The following is a 17,661-nucleotide window of genomic DNA, read 5'->3' on the forward strand; positions in this document are numbered from 1 at the left end:
CAACTCCAAAAAAGACGAGGGAGCCATCGAGGCCCCGGACAGGGGCGCGGTCTATGGGGCGGCGGCGTCAGACGCAAGGCTCGGCGGGATGAGCTTGCCCGGATTCATGATGCCGAGCGGATCGAAGGCCGCCTTGAGCGCGCGCAACGCGTGCAGCCGGGCGGGTTCGGCCAGCCGGGCGAACTCCGCCAGCTTCATCTGGCCAATGCCATGCTCGGCCGAAATCGAGCCTCCGGCGGCCGTCACCAGATCATAGACGAAGCCGCTGATCGGCTTGCCCACTTCGGCGATCCAGGACTCGGCGACCGCGCCTTCGGGCGCGCGGACGTGGAAGTGGACATTGCCGTCGCCCAGATGACCATAGGCGCTCACGGTGGTGTCGGGAAATCTGCGCTCCACCTCGGCCGCTGCCGACAACATGAAGTCCGGCATTGCGTCGACGGGGATTGAGATATCGTGCTGCACCGCCGGGCCGCTCGCCCGCTCCGCCTCGGAGATCGACTCGCGGATGCGCCAGAAGCCCATTGCCTGCGCCTGGTTCTCCGCGAACACCGCGTCCAGCGCAACACTGGCTTCCAGTGCTGCCACCAGCTGCCTTTCGAGAGCGACGCGCACACCCTCCCCGCCCGTCACTTCGACCAGCGCATTCCATGGCGCAGGCTGCGTCAGCGGCGCGCGGGTCCCGGGGATGTGCCGCAGCACCAGCGCAAGCGAATCGGCGGGCACCAGCTCGAAGCTTTCGACGGCGAGACCCGCGCCCTCGAGCCGCCGCAGCAGGTCGAGCGCATGTTGTGGGCTGGCCAAGCCGACCCACGCGGTCGCGATCTGCGGCGGCAGCGGGACCAGCTGCAGCGTGGCGGCGGTGATGATCCCGAGCGTTCCTTCGGCACCGATCAGGATTTGCTTCAGGTCTGGACCGCGATTGTCCTTCTTCAGCGGCGCGAGCGTGTCCAGGACCGAACCGTCCGGCAGCACCGCTTCGAGGCCAAGCACCAGCGAGCGCATCGTGCCGAAACGCAGCACCTGCGTGCCCCCGGCATTGGTCGCGCACAGCCCGCCGATCGTCGCGGAGCCCTTGGCGCCCAGTGAGAGGGGGAAGCGCGCGCTCTGCTCAATGGCCGCTTCGTGGAGTGTGGACAGCACGACACCAGCCTCCGCGACTGCCAAACCTGCGCGTGCGTCGAGACGCCGGATGCGGTTCAGGCGCCGCAGCGATAGGATCAGCGCCTGCCCCGAAGTGTCCGGCGTCGCGCCGCCGACCATCGAGGTGTTGCCGCCTTGGGGAACGATCGGCACGCGGTGCTCGGCACAAAGCCGCACCACCGCAGCTACCTGCCCCGTGTCTGCCGGCGCCGCGAGCGCCAGCGCCACGCCGCGATAACGGCCGCGCCAGTCCATCGTCCAGGGGGCGATCTCGTCCCCATCGCGAACCAGGCCCTTCGGACCCACTGCGTCCCGCACGGCGTTCAGAAAGGCTTCCTGCGTCATGGCCCGCGCTATAGATCAGCGCACGGCAACATTCATCTGGGGTTCAATGTCCCGCCGTCATCCGCGATCAATGGGGTGCTTGCCGTGACGGTCGGAACGATTGTCGCGCTGCTGCTGGTTGGCGGCGCGCAGGACACCCCGGTGCTGCTCGCCCAGCTGACCATTCGCCAACAGCTGATCATCCGGGTGCCCGCGCGACCGCAGCCCGTGCAGCCGATGCAGTGGCGGGAAAAGGGCGGACCGAAATGCATTCCGGCCGGTGCGCTCGCCGGAGCGCAGATCTCGCGCGAAGGCGTCGACCTGCTGCTCAAAGGCGGCGCGCGCGTGCGGGCCAAGCTCGACCGCTGTCCGCCGCTCGATTATTATTCCGGCTTCTACATCCGACCGGGGCTCGACGGCCGGGTCTGCCAGGATCGCGACACGATTCGCGTCCGCTCCGGCGGCAGTTGCGAAATCGACGCCTTCAAGACGCTAGTGCCGGCAGGCAGGAAATAGCGCTCGCCTTGACTTTGGCGGCTGCTTCCCGCAAGCGCGCGGCGGGCTGAAGCGGCGTCATGCCGCCCCATTTTCTCGGATATTCGATGAGCTTTGCCGATCTCGGCCTTTCCGACGAGCTTTTGAAGGCCGTTGAGGATTCGGGCTATACGGACCCCACGCCGATCCAGCGCCAGGCGATCCCGCCCGTACTGATGGGGCGTGACCTGATCGGCATCGCCCAGACCGGCACCGGCAAGACGGCCAGCTTCGTGCTGCCGATGATCGACATCCTTGCCCATGGCCGCAGCCGCGCGCGCATGCCGCGCTCGCTGATCCTGGAGCCGACGCGCGAACTCGCCGCCCAGGTCTCCGAAAATTTCGAGAAATACGGCAAGAACCACAAGCTCTCGATGGCGCTGCTGATCGGCGGCGTGTCGATGGGCGATCAGGTCAAGGCGCTGGAAAAGGGCGTCGACGTGCTGATCGCCACGCCTGGCCGGCTGATGGACCTGTTCGGCCGCGGCAACATCCTGCTGACCGGTTGCGAACTGCTGGTCATCGACGAAGCCGACCGCATGCTCGACATGGGCTTCATCCCGGACATCGAGGAAATCTGCACCAAGTTGCCGAAAAAGCGGCAGACGCTGCTTTTCTCCGCGACCATGCCGGCGCCGATCAAGAAGCTCGCCGACAAATTCCTGACCGATCCCAAGTCAGTCGAAGTCGCGCGGCCCGCCAGTGCCAACACCAATATCGAGCAGAAACTGGTCGAGACCTCGTCGCGTGACAAGCGCGACACGCTGCGCGACCTCCTTCGCGGGGACGATGTCGCGACCGCGATCATCTTCTCGAATCGCAAGACGACGGTGCGCGAGCTGGCCACCAGCCTGAAGCGCGCCAGGTTCGCGGTCGGGGAAATCCATGGCGACATGGAACAGGCCGACCGGCTGAAGCAGCTCGACCGGTTCAAATCGGGCGAGATCAACATCCTGGTCGCATCGGACGTGGCCGCGCGCGGCCTCGACATCAAGGGCGTCAGCCACGTCTTCAACTATGACGTGCCCTGGCATCCCGATGACTATGTCCATCGCATCGGCCGCACCGGCCGCGCGGGCGCCACGGGCAAGGCTTTCACGCTGGTCACCAGCGAAGATGCCGAAGCGGTCGCCAATATCGAGAAGCTGACCGGCCAGAAGATCGATCGGATCCGCGCCGCCAAGGCGAAGGAAGCCGCCCCAGATACGGAGGAACGCCTCAGAAGCGAGCCCAAGCCTGCGCGCGAGGAACGGGCAAAGCGGCCGGCATCCACCCGCGCCGAACGGCCGCGGCGGGAAGAACCGCGCCGGGCCGAGGCGGAGCCCGCCGACGAAGGCTGGAACGGGCCGATCCCGTCATTCCTCGGAGTCGGGCTGGCCTGACGCTCTCGCTGGGCATCAGCGAGGCCGCTTCCGCTGACAGGAGCTGACGATGTTCGATCTGGAAAAGGCGGTACTGCTGCCGATCGACATGCAGTTGGGCTTTGACGATCCGGGTCAGCCGCCCCGTTGGAACCGCAATCTCGACACGAACGGTCTGGCCCTGCTCGCCGCCTGGCGCGCTGCCGGACGCCCGATCATCCACGTCCGCCACGACTCGGTCCAGCCTGGCTCACCACTGGCGCCGGACCGACCGGGCAACCGCCTGCGGCCCGGCTTCGAGCCGCAGGGCGACGAACCGCTTGTCACCAAGAGCGTCAACTCCGCCTTTATCGGCACCGATCTGGATTTGCGCCTGCGCCGCCTTGGCGCGCGTCACGTCGTCGCCTTCGGCCTGGTCACCGACATGTGCGTCTCGACCACCATCCGCACGGGCGCGAACATGGGCTGGGACATGATCCTGGTGCCGGACGCCTGCGACTGTTTCGCGCTCCCGGACGGCAAAGGCGGCGTCATCCCCGCCGAACAGATCCACGCCGCCCATGTCGCGACGCTCGCCTTCGAATTCTGTCGCGTGGCAAGCGTGGCAGACTTGACGAACCCGTAGAACAAGGCGGGCGCTCGGCTGGAGCGGAGCCGACCGGCAGGATCAGGGTCGGCCGCCATCCTTCAGCCAGGCGGCGCACTCCGCACCCAGCTGCTCGACGGCCAGCGCCTCGTAGCGCCGGCACTCGTCGGCGCTCAGCACGTCGCGCCAGCGGCCGTTCGTGCCCTTGTTGATGAAGGTCCCCGCGCCGCCTTCCCACGGTGCCCCGCCCAATGGAGCCATCTTCTCGGCGTTGCGCTTCATGTAATCGAAGCTGCAATGTTCGAGGATCAGCGACCAGGCGTCCGCTGCGACTTCGATCTCCAGGAAGGTCGCGATCTGCCGGATCATTTTCTCCGGGTTGCGCTTCAGGTCGGCGAAATGGACCAGCATGATGTTGGGCAGGTGGCGATAGGCCCACCAGGTCCGGATATTCTCCCAGAATGACCAGAGCGGCGCGCCGTCCTGCTCCATCCAGTCGAGGAAAAATTCACGCACATCAGCCGGCAGTCTCGGCATCGGCGGCCCGATTCGTCCCGGCGTCTCGTTCAATAGATCGAAGAATTCGTCGCGGCATTTGGCGAAGTGATTATGCGCGCTCCAGGCGACGTCCCGGCCATCGCGCGCAATGTACAGATATTTGGCGCGCCAGCTGAAGCTCAGCGCATCGAGCGGCAAGTGCGTCTTGATGAAGCGGCGATGCGTCTGACTCTCGAGCATTGCACGCGTCTCCGCCCGGGGCAGGATACGCATGTCCAGCCAGGGTGAAATCGCGGATACATCGATGCCTTCGGCGCCGGCAAAGATCAGCTGGGAGACGATCTGCTGCATCCAGGTCGTCCCGGACTTGGCATAGGTGCCGATGATGATGTCGTCGTCACGAACCGGGAAGTCGTTCCACGCGGTCGAATCCATGTGATGATTGTGCAGTTCCCGCGTCTTCTGCGGCCAAGTGGTCCGTTGCAGCATGGTCGTCTCCGTTCTGCGCCGCGCCAATGGGCGCGTGCTCCGGAGCGCGCATCTATGCTGCGATGAAATCAGCGCCTGTGACGACCGACACGCGTGTCAGCAGCGCCCGGTCGCACCCTCGGCCGAAAGTTCGCGCGTGAGTTTGCGCAGCAATTGCTCAGCCTCGTCGAGCTGCTGGAGCACGACGGCGTAGCGCGTCAGCACATAGCTGTCGTTCGCCAGATCCTCGCCAACGCGTTCCACCAGGCGCTGGGCAAAGCCGATCTCGTCGACCAGTCGCTTGCCCACGGCGGCCGCGCCGACCACCGCTTCTGTTTCCTGAAACGTCGGCAGGGCACTCTTCGCCCGCAACGCGCTCTGGATCGCGTCGACACGCGCCTGATGGACGGGCGTGCCGGTGGCCGATTTTTGGCGCTTGATCAGCTGTTCGACCCGGACCTGCACGGCAAAGGACAGGCCGCAGCGATTGCCTGTGGCCCAGATCACGGTGGCCGGAATGCGTTGCTCGTCGCGGTGCAGGACCACGCTTTCACCGGGGAGCGGCAGCAAACGGCCATCCACCATCGCGCCGGACGTCGACAGGTTGCGCACGAACACCGGGTGCCGTTCGCCGCTCCATTCGATCGACGCGGCGAGCATCGTGTTGGTGCGCGCGTGGTTCCGCGCCTCGCTGATCGTTTCGGCGGCCAAGGACATTCCCGCAATCTCGCTTCGGCCGCCGGTGTTACACGGCAGATGATTGCGATTTGGTTTGCAGATAGCCGGCGCGGAACACGCTGGCGAAATCGGCGAGACGGCCTTCCGCGATCGCCGCGCGCAAACCGCTCATCAGCTGCTGATAGAAATGCACATTATGCTCGGTCATCAGCATCGCGCCCAATATCTCACCGGCGCGGATCAGGTGATGCAGATAGGCCCGGCTCCAGCTCGCGCAGACGGGGCAGGCACAGGCGGCGTCGAGCGGGGTCTGGTCCTCGGCAAAGCGGGCGTTGCGCAGGTTGATCGGCCCGCTCCAGGTAAAGGCCTGGCCGTTGCGCCCGCTTCGCGTCGGCAGCACGCAATCGAACATGTCGACGCCGCGTTCGACCGCGCCGACGATATCGTCCGGTTTGCCCACGCCCATCAGATAGCGCGGCCGGTCAGGGGGCAGCTGCCCCGGCGCATAGTCGAGCACGCCGAACATCGCCTCCTGGCCCTCGCCGACCGCCAACCCGCCCACCGCATAGCCGTCGAAGCCGATCTCGATCAGCGCCTCGGCCGATTGCCGGCGCAGGTCCTGGTCGAGCGCGCCCTGCTGGATGCCGAACTGCGCCGCGGCTTCGGCATGATCGCCGCCACTCAGGAAAGCATCGCGCGAGCGCCGCGCCCAGCGCATCGACCGTTCCATCGCTGCGGCCTGCACGTCGCGAGTGGACGTGGTCGGCACCAGTTCGTCGAAAGCCATGACGATATCGCTGCCCAGCAGCCGCTGAATCTCGGTCGACCGCTCCGGGGTTATCATGTGCCTGGCGCCGTCGAGGTGCGACTTGAACGCCACGCCCTCTTCCGATCTTTTGGTCAGCGCCGATAGGCTCATCACCTGATACCCGCCGCTGTCGGTCAGGATCGGCCGCTCCCAGCCCATGAACCGATGCAGCCCTCCCAGTCGGGCGACCCGCTCAGCTCCCGGCCGCAGCATCAGGTGATAGGTGTTGCCGAGAAGGATATCGGCCCCCGCCGCGCGCACCTCAGCCGGTCTCATGGCCTTGACGGTCGCCGCGGTACCTACCGGCATGAACGCGGGCGTGCGGATCTCTCCCCGCCGCATTCGGATCGTGCCGGTACGCGCGCGCCCGTCTGTCGCGGAAATGCTGAACTCGAAGCGGCTGGTCATCGGCGAAAGCCTTTGGCAGCGCGGGGAAAGCTCTGCTAGCCCCGCCGCACAAGAGTTGGGGAGGACGCCGCTTGGCGCAGATCGACGATAGAGCTCCTGGGCGCGGCTATGCCCATTATGTCCTGGCCGTCCTGTTCGTCGTTTACGTCCTGAACTTCATCGACCGGCAGATCCTCAGCATCCTCGCCAAGGATGTGAAGCGCGATCTAGGGCTGGACGACGCTGACATCGGCTTTCTGTTCGGTACCGCGTTCGGCGTCTTCTATTCGCTGTTCGGCATCCCGCTCGGACGTCTCGCGGACAATTGGCATCGCATCCGGCTGATCACCGTAGGTCTGGCGCTCTGGTCGGCAATGACCGCATTTTCGGGCCTCGCCCGCAACGGCCTCCAACTCACCATGGCGCGGATCGGCGTCGGCGTCGGCGAAGCGACGGCGTCGCCCTGCGCCTATTCGCTGATTTCGGACTATTATCCCAAGCATCAGCGCGCGACCGCGCTAGCCATCTATTCATCGGGCATCTTCATCGGCGGGGGCATGTCGCTGTTCATCGGCGGCGCCATCGTGGACCGCTGGAACCAGGCATTTCCGGGCGGCTATCTCGGGCTGGTCGGCTGGCAGGCGGCGTTCATGGCGGTCGGCGTCCCCGGCCTCCTGCTCGCCGCCCTGGTCTCCACCTTGCGCGAGCCGAAGCGGGGCGCCGCCGATGGCTTGGCGACGGAAACGCCGAAAGAGCCGTTCCGGGAGTTCCTCGCCGAACTCATCGCCATCATCCCGCCATTGACACTCATCGGCGCGGGTCGCCGTGGCGTTCGCCCGCTGCTGGTGAACCTCGCCGTCCTGGCCGGTGCACTGCTCTTCATCGCGGCACTAATCGTCGCGACGGGCGACGGCCCGCAATGGATCGCGATCGGCCTCGGTGCCTACGCCGTCTTCTCCTGGGCCAGTTCGCTCCGCACCCGCGATCCAGCGACGTTCCGACTGATCTGGGGGACGCCGGCGTTTCTCTACACGGCCATCGGCTATGGCCTGATTTCCTTCGTGTCCTACAGCGTGGCTGCGTTCGGCGCCCTCTATGCCGAAACCGTACTCGGCCAGCCGAAGACCTTGGTCGGCTTCTATCTGGGCGGCGGCGCGGCCGCTGGCGGCTTCTTGGGAATCGTGCTCGGCGGCCGCATCGCGGACTGGGCCAAGCAACGCCGCGCCTGGGGCCGTGTGCCGGTCATTCTGTCGGGAACGCTGCTGCCACTTCCGTTCCTCGTCTATGCCTTCACCACGTCCAACATCGTGGGCTTCTACATCGCCAATTTCATGATGAGCGGCCTTGCCAGCGCCGCGCTCGGTCCGGCCGGCGCGACGACGCAGGACCTCGTGCTGCCGCGCATGCGCGGCACGGCGACCGCCACCTTCTTCATAGCGACTGCCCTGATCGGCCTGGGTCTCGGTCCCTATTTCACCGGCTATGTGTCCAAGGTCAGTGGTGGCAACCTGCAGCTCGGCCTGCTGTCGTTGCTCGTGGTCGCGCCGATCTCGGTGACTTTGCTGCTCCTGGCCTGGCGCACCGTGCCCAAGGCCGAAGCCAGCGTCGTGGATCGCGCGCGCAGCGCCGGCGAGCCGATCTAGCCGCGGACGACTACGCCGCAGGCGATCCGCCCGCCGCTGTTGCCGCTCGGATCGGTCCGGCCGTCATCGGCATTGGCATGGACGACGATGGCGGCGCCGTCTGGGTCGAACAGTCCCTCCAACTCTGCCGCCGGCAGCGTGAAGTCGAGCGTTCCGCGGCCGTCGGCGCCGATCGTGATATTGGGCAGGTCGCCATGATGCGCGCCTTGCGGATTCTCCCGGCCATGCTGCCGCCCCGTTGGATTCCAGTGCGGTCCGGCGGTCGCGAAGTCCGGTGCTGCGCATTGTCCCGTCGTGTGAACGTGAATGCCGTGCACGCCAGGGTTGAGGCCGGTCGCCTCCACATGCACTCTGATCCCATCCGCGGCCTGACGGAACTGAGCAGTGCCGCGCGCGCTGCCATCGGCCGCACTCAACATGGCCTGGACCACTCCGCTCGGCGTTTCGGAGCGCACCCCCGTGTCGGTCATGCACGCCGATGCGGCAAGGCCCAATATGATGACGCCAGGAAATCGAAACATCGGATACCCTCCCGGTTCTTCCGCACTGACGCCTAGCGAGCCGGACGAGTTCCGCAACAATCCCGTAAGGCACAAAAAAGGGGCCGGTGGTTTTCCACCGGCCCCGATTTTTGACCCGAGGGTCTTGGCTTACATGCCCGAACCCGGACCGTAGGTGATTTCCACACGACGGTTCTGCAGTTCGCGGACGCCGTCCGCGGTCTGCACGCGCAGGTTGGTTTCACCGAACGCCTGGGTCGTGATCACGCCCTCGCCGATGCCGCGGCCGGCCAGATAGGCCTTCACGGAGTCGGCACGACGCTGGGACAGGCCGAGGTTGTAGCGCGGCGTACCCGACGTATCGGTGTAACCGGCCAGCATGACCTGGGCGTTACCGCAGTTCTGATAGGCCGAAACGGCATTGTCGAGGATCGACGCCGCTTCCGGCGTGATGTCCGACTTATCCCATTCGAAGAACACGATATACGGTCCCGGCGTGCACACCACTGCCGGCGCCGGCGGCGGCGGCGGCGGGGGAGGCGGCGGGGGCGGCGGCGGCGGCGGCGGCGGCGGAGCCGGCGGCGCACCGAAGTTGAAGATCACGCTGCCCAGCAAGCTGTGCGAACGGAAGCGACCGTTGAAGTTGTCGCCGGTCGTGCCGATGGTCCGCAGACGCGAGGCATTGAAGAAGCGATACTTCAGGCCGACGTCGATATTGTCGGTGAGCGGCGCGCGAACACCGGCAATCCCTTGCCACGCAAATCGCGTGTCGGAGTCGTCGAGAATGTCCGGGGCTGCATTCGAGAAACGATAGTTGCTGAACTTGACGCGGGCGACACCAGCGCCGCCGCCGATGAAGCCGGAAATGCCAGTCTCATCGCCGAAGTCGAGCAAGCCGTTGAGCATGAAGCTCAGGGCCGAAGTCGATCCGCCGGCGTTGTAGCGAACGCCGGGCAGACGGCCAGCCTGAGGCGCGAGGGTGCCACCCTCATAGGCCTCAACGACAGCGCGCTTGTAGCCGACTTCCGCTTCCAGGCGGAACACGCCGAAGTCGTAGCCGACGATGCCGTCAACGTCATAGCCATAGTCGTGATCGACCGTGGCGGTGCCCACGGCGGTGCCGCGGGACAGGCTGAAGTTGATGTCCTCGACGATCATGGCCCCGCCTTCGAGACCAACATACCACGACTTGTCTCGCGCCAACGCGGGCGAGGCGATCGCCGTGGAGGCCAGCGCCATCGCAATGGCAAGCTTCCGCATAGAAATCCCCTTTCTTAGGTGTCACTCGGACAGCGGAAACTCACTAAGGGCTGCATTGTTTCGGTGCAAGCCCGCAATTCCCCAAACTGTTGCAGAAGTATCACACATGCCACGCATTTCTGCGGGTTGGTTCGGCACTGCAACGTCTCCTCACACATCGATCAATCCATGGCTCTGCAGGCGATCGATAAGCGCTGTGACTGTGGCTCGCGCTTCCACGTCGACGACTGCGCCGCCGCTCGGTGGTGCCACTGCCCCTAGGCGCGCGCCGACCACTTGCACATCGTCGATCATCACTCTGATACCGCGAACATCGCCGGCCGCCCAGCCGCTGCCGGTCCGTTCGGCCCAGCATTGCTGGTCGATCAGCCATACCCTCATGCCCTCGCGAGCGGCGAGAAAGCGCCACCCACTCTCCGTCCAACAGGCGATCGCCTGAGCCTGACCCGTCCACTCGCCCGTCGGCGCCGCGCCCACGATCCAGCACTGACCCAGGCCGGGCGCCAACGGCGGTGTGTTCAGGCCCAGCCCTTCCGCGGACGCATGCAGAGCGACATCGATCAGGGCAACGGCTTCATTATGGGTCAGTTCCTTCTGGGCCTGACCGGCGGCAATGAACGGCAGGTGATGGCGCAGGCTATCGCCCATGTCTGGTCTCCTTCAGGCGGTGATGGTGATCAGGGCCGGACGCGATATCGCCCCGCTGCCGACCTGCTGTACGTGCAGTTCCACGCTGCCAAGGGTCAGGTCCGCCCCGAGATCGGCGGCTTCATAGGTAAACTCCGGGGAATCGGCCTCATGCTCTTGCACGCTGCCGTCCGCGCGCACGATGCGGATCCGATAGCGTTCCATGGTTTCGCCGAGCGGTGCGTCCGCTCCGTCGATCCATGCCCACCCCGTGCGGCTGCGGCGCACCCATCGCACATCATACCCCCCGTCTGTCCGGCTACGCGCCGTCAGGTGAGCGGGTGACGGCGGCCGCAAGGCTTCGCCGATTGCGGCGACGGACGTCTCCACCGGAATTGCATCGCCCAGGCCGGAGGCGAGCAGGCGGACCTGCGCACCGGCGGCACTCTTCGGCGGATCATAGGCCAAGAGCGTCTCCGCCTCGATCAGGACAAAGCGTTCGCCGATCGCATGCGCACTGGGCAGGCTGCCCCGTCGCCCCCGCAGCAATCGCGACAGGCGCCACAGTCCGGCGCTTATCGGCTCCGCGCGCCCGAACTGCACCAGCTCGTCGCCAATCAACGCGAGATTCTCTCCAGAAAGCAATCGCCCCGCATCGGCGTCCTGCAGCGCCATTTCGTCATGAAGCAACTGCACGTCCACCATGTTGCGAAGGTCGAGCAGATCCTCCGGAGCGCTGCCCAGCGCGCTGATGGTCGTGCCCAATATCGCCGGTGCGGCGGTAGCGCCGATCGGTGTCCAGCTTGCGCCATCATCCAGGCTGACGAGCAGTTGCGCGCGCCGCCACCCGGGCGATGGCCCCGCCGCTGCGATGTGGAGACGCGGCACGTCCGGCGCCGTCTCGTCCAGATTGGGCAGGTCGAGCAGGTGCACGACGGTCGGCCCGTGGAGATGATCCGGTGCCGGCACGCTCCGCCCTGGCTCGGCGACGGCGCTGGCGAAACTGGCAGCGTGGATGCGCCGCAGTTCCAGCTGGACGCCGTCCCGCAGCACGCCGCGCTCCGCCACCCGCCAGAGATCGGCGCTGCCCGGCAGTCGCACCAAGCGTCCCGGTGCCAGCGTCAGCTGCGCCCAATCGCAGCGAATCCTGCGGCGCCCTTGCTCCCGCGCCCGCCGCATCAAAGCCTCGTCGGCGATGGCTCGCGCTGCCCCGGCCTCGAGGGCTGCGGCAACTTCGATCTGCTCAGTCGCCACGCCACCGGGCCGGCGCGCGGCCTGCACGCCCGCCTGATAATCGCGCGCCGGTTCGTAGTAAGTGAGTGTCAGCGCGGCCGGCACTTGGCCGGCGCCCGGCAGTGTCTCTGTCCTTTCCTCAGCAAGGCTGGCAAGTGGGATGTCCGTCGCTACGGCGTCCGGCTCGACCATGCGCAACATGGCGCCATCGTCGACAAGCTCCACCCCCAACGCCGGGCGGAGCGCTTCGATGAGCCCCGCCATGCTGTCCCCCACCGCCGCAAAGCCGTGCAACTGCGTGCCGGCTTCGCCTCCGATCAGCCCGCCACTGAGTTCGGCCAGCACTGCGCTCGTACCGACCGGACCCGCATCCGCCTCCACCTCGAAGGTCAATGACGGGATTCGGTTTCCGAAATTCTCCAGCGCCATATTCTCGAACACGGCATAGGCGCAGCCGCGATAGGCGGGCGTCCCAGCCGCCTCCGCCGAAGCGATGAACGGGTCCACCGCCTGGTCCTCGCCGCCAAGGTGGAGCCGAAATCCCATTTCGCTCTTCCAGTCGCCCGCGCTTCCCCGCAGCAGATTCCCGTCAGCCCAAATGCGACTGACAGACCGGATCGGCCGCGCCGACAGCAGCACCGCAAAGGATGCCGTGTAGCTATAGCTGGTAATCGACGGCCGTCCCTTGCCGCCACTCTTCTTCGATCGATGCTCGATCAGGTCGGTCGACCAGACCACCGACCCGGCGACGCGCATCGTGCCGAACAGCTTGGGGATGGCCGCGCCATAGCTGGAGGTCTGCACCTTCAGGTCTTGCAGGCGCGGCCCCTTGCGGCTCCCGGCCAGCAGGCGACCGTCGATCGCTTGGCCGATCAGCGCGCCGACGGCGCCACCGACCGGACCCAGCAGCGACCCCGCCGCTGTCAGGACAAGGGTCGCCATATGCTCACCACCTCCCACTCGATCGCACCGGGCCGCTCGACCACCCGGCGCAGCCCCGCATCGGCATGCACCATGCCCGCCGCCGTCTTTATCCCGAGATGCAGCTGGCCAGGGCCCGGCCGCATCACCAGCACGTCGCCCGCCTCCGCATCCCCCACCCGCTTCCAGCCGGCGCCCAGCAATGCAGCATCGACCCTCCCAGAATCTCCGCCGCGCAGCGCATAGCCGCTCGGCGCCGGGACACGGGTCGCGAGCGCCACCACGCCGACACAGTCGAGCCCGCTTTCCGGCGCGCGTCCGTGAAGCCGGAAGCGGCTCCCGACGAGCGCCAGCGCCACCCCCTCGATCGGATTCACGCGCCCGGATAGCGCGTCAGCAGGTCCATGCCCGGCAGATGCGGCTCGCCCCGAAAGTTCGGCTGGTTGCCGAACCGGTCTCGGCAGGTGGCAAATCTCTTGTCGCATCCTTCGATCGCCTCCACCCGCGTTTCCGCCATGACGGAAAAAGGCGGCGGCTCCGCCAGGATCAGCGAAGCACCGCTGCTCGTCAGCACCATGCTGCTCAGCCCCGCATTGGCGCCATCCAGCCAGCGCAGCCGTCCCCCTCCCCAGCCATTCGGGACTGGCTCCGGCCGATCGAGTGTGAGGGACTCTCCGACGCTCGCGACGACACGCGCCAGCGATCGCCGTCCGGCCATGTCGACCCGGCACCGCCGGTCACCCAGTTCGGCACGGCACAAGGGCGATGTCTCCTCGCTGACCGGCCGCGCCAGCGCCGCGCCTGGCCCCTTGAGGGTCGCCGAAAAGCTCCCCCGCTCCAGCGATACCGCGCCAAGCTCACCGCGCAGCAATTGCACCCACTCGCCCGGCGCGCTCCAGTTCACCGCGATCAGCCGCACCGCAGCGCCATTCCACCGGCCGCTGCGCAAGTCCCGCTCGCTGATCCCGCTGCCGGTCAGCGCTCCCGCCACATCCAGGGAGTCCGTGTCCAGCACCTCCCCTTCCTCGATCGCCGACGGCGCCACACCCGGCGCCGCCCGATAGCGAAACCCCTCCACGACCAGGTCGCGATCATGGCCGGTAAAGCCGAGCGCCACCCCATCGCGCCGCTCGATCCGCCAGCAGAGCGCAAAGGTCACCAGCGGCGCGGCGAGGAACCCGCTCATCCCTCGCGCACCTCAATGAGCGGCACGCTCACCGCTTCGCCGGCGAGGAAGGTGGCGCGGTTGATCGTCAGCCGGTCCTCGGCAAAGCGCACGGCCACGTCGAAGCGATAGCCGGCGGTCACCTCGGCTCCCGCGGCCGGCGCCGCGTCGAAGATCACGGTGCCGCCTTCGCCCATCTCCCAGGCCGAACTCTCGACCCCATCCGCCGCGACCCGCACGGAACCCGGCACCGGCAGAGTGATGCGCCGCGCCACGCCGTCATAATCCTTCATCAAGGCAAAGACGGTGCGCACGCCGTCGCCCAGACCCAGCAGCTGGTCCAACGGACCCGGCACCCCGGTCATCCCGGCCGAGCTGTCGTCGAGCGGATCGCGGAACCGGAACGCCTGTGCCGGACCCCTTCTCGCGCGGAAGAACGCGACCAGCGCCGCAAGATCGGCTTCGGACCTTACGCCCGGCCCCGCGTCGAAGCGCAGCCGCGCCTCGGCCCATTCGGCGTTGCGCTGCTCGGCGCCGCCGGCACCAGCCGCAATGGCCGTCGACGTCTCCGCCTCCACGCTCGCCTCGCGGCCGATGTCGAGCGGAAAGGCCACATTCGCGAATGCCTCCACATCCTCCTCCTCGTCGAACCAGGTAAAGCCGTCACGAATGACCTGCGGCAGCGCCCAGACGAACCGCTCGGCCACACCCCGCTGCCGCGCCGCCGCGACGGCGCCCGCAATCGGATCCCATTGCGCCCGGTCCTCAGGACGGAGCACGAACCCGCTCAGATAGTGCTGCCTGTCCGCGGGATAGCCGAGCCGGCCGCTCATCGCTGCCGCTCCGCGCGCGCTGGCGCCCGTGTCGCCGCCCGTCACCCACTGATAGTCTTCCAGCTGCAGCACGTCGAACGCCGGCGAGGCCCAGTCCAGCGGCGCCAGCGCCACTTCCCTGCCGGCGATCGTCGGCAGATACAGCAGCAGCAAGGTCTCGGCGTCCGGAAAGGCCGCCTTCACGGCACCGCTCAGCGTAGCCGTCGACGCCGCCAGCATCGCGCCGGCCTCCGCGTCGCTCGGCACGCCACCCGCCGCGGCAAGCGCCGCCGTATCGTGCACGCACAAACCGCCGTCCGGCGCGATCCACCACCACGGCTCCCCGATCTGAAACCGCACCCGCAGCCCGGCCGCATGGGCGATGTCGGCAAAGCTCAACGCCACCGCCTGCAGATAGCCCATGGCCGCCGAGTTGGCCGGGGACAGCAGCGTCGAAGGCGGCACCCAGCCAGTCAGCGCGGGACTGCCGTCCGCCGCCCGCTGCTTCCACGCCGCCGGGCAATGCGCGTCGAACAGCTCATAGCTCAGCGACAGGATCAGCTCATAGTCGAGCGCCTTCGCCCGCGCCGCAAAGTCCGCGTGCCAGGCCGCGCACGGCGCATTCAGCGCACCGCCGGCGAGCGTCACTTCCCCGCCGTTCAGGCGAAAATAGTGGCTCATTCCGACATAATGGTTGATCACCCCGCGATAGCCGAGGCCGACCGTGTTGCGCAGCAGCCGCTCGGGCGTGACGTTATAGCCATCGTCATAGCCGGTCGCGATCCGCAGTTGGTGTGCGGGCACCAACACGTCGCCGATCGCCAGCACCGATCCAGAGCCGTCGCAGGCGATCTCCGTCAGTTCCGCCCAGCCTTCCGCCGGCGTCGCCAGATCGCCCCCTGCCTCGTCATAGTCGGGCGGCACCAGCGAGATGAACATCCGGTCCACGTCACCGGCGAACACCGCCTCGCCGGGCAGTGCAAAGCCACTCTCGAGCGCACTGAAATCCAGCGTGACTACGGCATCCTCGGGCGTGCCGACGGCATAATTCCACAGCCGCACATACCAGCTGCGCGCGGCGCCGCTCGCATCACGCCCCTCGATCTTCAGCGTCGGCCCATGCACCGCATCCAGCGCCACCACCCCGCTCGACCGCCAGCGGAAGCGCAGGGTGCAGCGCCGAAAGTCCCGATCCGTCTCATAAGCGAGCAGCGGATGGTCATACCGATCCTCCGCCCACCAGATCAGGCCGGCCAGGTCGTTCTTCCGATAGAACACCGCGTCCACACGCAGGCTGTTCGGCCCGTTCGTAACCACCGAAGCCATCATCGGCCGCGGAAAATCGACGGTCCAGAACCGCGCATCGAACCGCTTCACGAACGAAGCCTCCTGGCACGTCCGCTTCCCCGTCAACCAATAGCCCATGACCCGCTTCCTCTTGTTCGCGCAGAGGCGCGGAGACGCGGAGAGTCCGCACCCGCGGCGAAGCCGCAGTTCACGTTCTCCTCTCGCCTGAAGGCGCGCCGCGCGCGGACGATCTCGGCAGCCTCTGCGTCTCTGCGTCTCTGCGCCTCTGCGCGAACCTACCTTCTTCTACCGCTCGACAGCCCGCCGGACCGCCCGCGCGACCTGGCGGCTCGACCGCTCCAGCGCCCGCGGCGTCTCGTTTCCGCCAGCGGCATTGACGTTGACCGTCACCCGCACTTCTCGCCCCGCCGCCGAAGGCGCCGCCACCTGCCCCGCGCTCGTCGGCACGAACACTTCCGGTCCGCGCTCGCCGACGACATAGGCGCGCCCAGGCGAGACCGGCCCGCCGGTCGCACGACCGGGCAGTCCGACGATCCCGCCGATCTCGGAAAGGATCGACCCCACGCCGGCCTTCACCGCGCTCGCCGCGATCTGGTTGAGCACGCCGAGCGCCACCCGCCCCAGATCCTCGAAGCCGAGCTTGCCGGTCCTCAGCGCCCGTGCGAGTGTGCTCTCCAACGCGCGCCCGGCGCGATCCGCCGCGTCGCCGAACGGTCCTTCCAGCTCCGCACGCATCAGCGCCACGTCGCGCGCAAAGCCTTGCGTGTCGGCGCGCACCGACACCACCATCTCGTCCAGTTCGTCACGCATCGGGAAACCGCTCCTTCAGCCGCACCAGCTCATCCTCGCCGACAATCGCCTCGCCCGGCGGCCGCAACGCCGCGAACACCGCGGCCAGCTCCGCCGGCGTCGCCTCCCAAAACTCCCCCGGCCGCCAGCCCAGCAGCACGCCGGCGAGCCCGGACAGCCGCAGCGCGTTCGCAGCAAACCTCGCCTCTCCCCCTGCGGGAGAGGGCGACTCAGCCCTGCGGGGCTGAGCGGAGTGAGGGCCTTGGGCGCCGCACGTCATCACCGCCCCTGCAAGACCTGACCGAGCAGCAGGCGCAGGGCCGGCGTCGCCGCCACCAGCCCACCCGCCGCCAGCCTTTCCGAGAACGCCTCCCGGGTCAGCCCCTCCGGGCGCTCGCGCAGGCAATGCCAGAACAGCCCCGCCATCTCGCCCAGCGTCAGCCCGCCGCTCGCCGCCCGCTCGACAAGCGCAAACAAGGGCCCCAGTTCCGCCTCGGCGGCAACCAGCGCGCTGAACGACGGCCGCAGCACCAACTCGCACCCGCGACGCGAACCGTCGCTTCGCCGCGCATGGGATTTGCAACGGATACTCCGTTCGTATCGAGCGAAGTCGAGA

The 17,661-nt window shown here is 67.4% G+C and carries 18 protein-coding genes; 4 read left to right on the forward strand and 14 right to left on the reverse strand.

Features of this window, described 5'->3' with window-relative positions; all coding sequences use genetic code 11:
• Window positions 1-51: 51 nt before the first annotated feature.
• Entirely contained in the window at window positions 52-1,488 is a 1,437-nt protein-coding gene (locus HJG53_RS06915; RefSeq protein ID WP_171128898.1) for an FAD-binding oxidoreductase, read from the reverse strand.
• An 84-nt stretch (window positions 1,489-1,572) separates the two neighbouring features.
• Here HJG53_RS06915 and HJG53_RS06920 point away from each other — a divergent pair, with 84 nt between their 5' ends.
• The 3 genes from HJG53_RS06920 to HJG53_RS06930 all read left to right on the forward strand — a co-directional run bounded on the left by HJG53_RS06920 (window position 1,573) and on the right by HJG53_RS06930 (window position 3,987).
• Entirely contained in the window at window positions 1,573-1,983 is a 411-nt protein-coding gene (locus tag HJG53_RS06920) for a hypothetical protein (RefSeq protein WP_368039527.1), read from the forward strand.
• Between the two features lie 86 nt (window positions 1,984-2,069).
• A complete protein-coding gene (locus HJG53_RS06925) occupies window positions 2,070-3,383 on the forward strand; it encodes a DEAD/DEAH box helicase (protein WP_171128901.1) in 1,314 nt (437 codons plus the stop codon).
• A 49-nt stretch (window positions 3,384-3,432) separates the two neighbouring features.
• Window positions 3,433-3,987 (forward strand): cysteine hydrolase family protein, encoded by a 555-nt coding sequence (locus HJG53_RS06930; protein ID WP_171128902.1) that lies wholly within the window; start codon window positions 3,433-3,435, stop codon window positions 3,985-3,987.
• A 42-nt stretch (window positions 3,988-4,029) separates the two neighbouring features.
• Here the strand turns inward: HJG53_RS06930 and HJG53_RS06935 are convergent, their stop codons facing one another.
• The 3 genes from HJG53_RS06935 to tgt all read right to left on the reverse strand — a co-directional run bounded on the left by HJG53_RS06935 (window position 4,030) and on the right by tgt (window position 6,808).
• Window positions 4,030-4,935, reverse strand: a complete 906-nt coding sequence (locus tag HJG53_RS06935) for a sulfotransferase domain-containing protein (RefSeq protein WP_171128904.1) — start codon at window positions 4,933-4,935, stop codon at window positions 4,030-4,032.
• A 96-nt stretch (window positions 4,936-5,031) separates the two neighbouring features.
• The gene (locus HJG53_RS06940) at window positions 5,032-5,631 is read right to left on the reverse strand and encodes a PilZ domain-containing protein (RefSeq protein ID WP_171128907.1); all 600 of its coding nucleotides are present in this window, start codon (window positions 5,629-5,631) and stop codon (window positions 5,032-5,034) included.
• A 28-nt stretch (window positions 5,632-5,659) separates the two neighbouring features.
• Window positions 5,660-6,808, reverse strand: a complete 1,149-nt coding sequence (gene tgt / locus HJG53_RS06945) for a tRNA guanosine(34) transglycosylase Tgt (RefSeq protein WP_171128909.1) — start codon at window positions 6,806-6,808, stop codon at window positions 5,660-5,662.
• Between the two features lie 71 nt (window positions 6,809-6,879).
• Here tgt and HJG53_RS06950 point away from each other — a divergent pair, with 71 nt between their 5' ends.
• Complete coding sequence (locus HJG53_RS06950; RefSeq protein WP_171128911.1) at window positions 6,880-8,430, forward strand: MFS transporter; 1,551 nt, start codon at window positions 6,880-6,882, stop codon at window positions 8,428-8,430.
• Here the strand turns inward: HJG53_RS06950 and HJG53_RS06955 are convergent.
• From HJG53_RS06955 to HJG53_RS07000, 10 genes are all read right to left on the reverse strand, one after another.
• Complete coding sequence (locus tag HJG53_RS06955; RefSeq protein ID WP_171128913.1) at window positions 8,427-8,951, reverse strand: superoxide dismutase family protein; 525 nt, start codon at window positions 8,949-8,951, stop codon at window positions 8,427-8,429. The two genes, HJG53_RS06950 and HJG53_RS06955, sit on opposite strands and share 4 nt — an antisense overlap.
• 129 nt (window positions 8,952-9,080) lie before the next feature.
• Complete coding sequence (locus HJG53_RS06960) at window positions 9,081-10,190, reverse strand: OmpA family protein (protein ID WP_171128915.1); 1,110 nt, start codon at window positions 10,188-10,190, stop codon at window positions 9,081-9,083.
• Window positions 10,191-10,340: 150 nt separating this feature from the next.
• Window positions 10,341-10,838: a DUF2793 domain-containing protein gene (locus tag HJG53_RS06965; RefSeq protein WP_171128917.1), complete on the reverse strand. Its 498-nt coding sequence runs from the start codon at window positions 10,836-10,838 to the stop codon at window positions 10,341-10,343.
• A gap of 12 nt (window positions 10,839-10,850) precedes the next feature.
• Complete coding sequence (locus tag HJG53_RS06970) at window positions 10,851-12,992, reverse strand: phage tail protein (RefSeq protein WP_171128919.1); 2,142 nt, start codon at window positions 12,990-12,992, stop codon at window positions 10,851-10,853.
• Window positions 12,974-13,348, reverse strand: coding sequence for a peptidoglycan endopeptidase (locus HJG53_RS06975; protein ID WP_171128921.1), 375 nt, complete (start codon window positions 13,346-13,348; stop codon window positions 12,974-12,976). The genes HJG53_RS06970 and HJG53_RS06975 overlap by 19 nt, the downstream gene beginning before the upstream one ends.
• Entirely contained in the window at window positions 13,345-14,157 is an 813-nt protein-coding gene (locus HJG53_RS06980) for a DUF2163 domain-containing protein (RefSeq protein WP_171128923.1), read from the reverse strand. Before HJG53_RS06980 ends, HJG53_RS06975 begins: the two co-directional genes overlap by 4 nt.
• Window positions 14,154-16,373 (reverse strand): DUF2460 domain-containing protein, encoded by a 2,220-nt coding sequence (locus tag HJG53_RS06985; RefSeq protein ID WP_171128925.1) that lies wholly within the window; start codon window positions 16,371-16,373, stop codon window positions 14,154-14,156. The genes HJG53_RS06980 and HJG53_RS06985 overlap by 4 nt, the downstream gene beginning before the upstream one ends.
• Window positions 16,374-16,541: 168 nt before the next feature.
• Window positions 16,542-17,066 (reverse strand): tail tape measure protein, encoded by a 525-nt coding sequence (locus tag HJG53_RS06990; protein ID WP_171128927.1) that lies wholly within the window; start codon window positions 17,064-17,066, stop codon window positions 16,542-16,544.
• Window positions 17,059-17,229: a phage tail assembly chaperone gene (locus HJG53_RS18645; RefSeq protein ID WP_254447635.1), complete on the reverse strand. Its 171-nt coding sequence runs from the start codon at window positions 17,227-17,229 to the stop codon at window positions 17,059-17,061. Before HJG53_RS18645 ends, HJG53_RS06990 begins: the two co-directional genes overlap by 8 nt.
• A 95-nt stretch (window positions 17,230-17,324) precedes the next feature.
• A complete protein-coding gene (locus HJG53_RS07000; RefSeq protein WP_171128932.1) occupies window positions 17,325-17,576 on the reverse strand; it encodes a GTA-gp10 family protein in 252 nt (83 codons plus the stop codon).
• Window positions 17,577-17,661 lie beyond the last annotated feature (85 nt).

The organism is Sphingomonas sp. ID1715 (assembly GCF_013044515.1).
Classification (GTDB): domain Bacteria; phylum Pseudomonadota; class Alphaproteobacteria; order Sphingomonadales; family Sphingomonadaceae; genus Sphingomonas_B.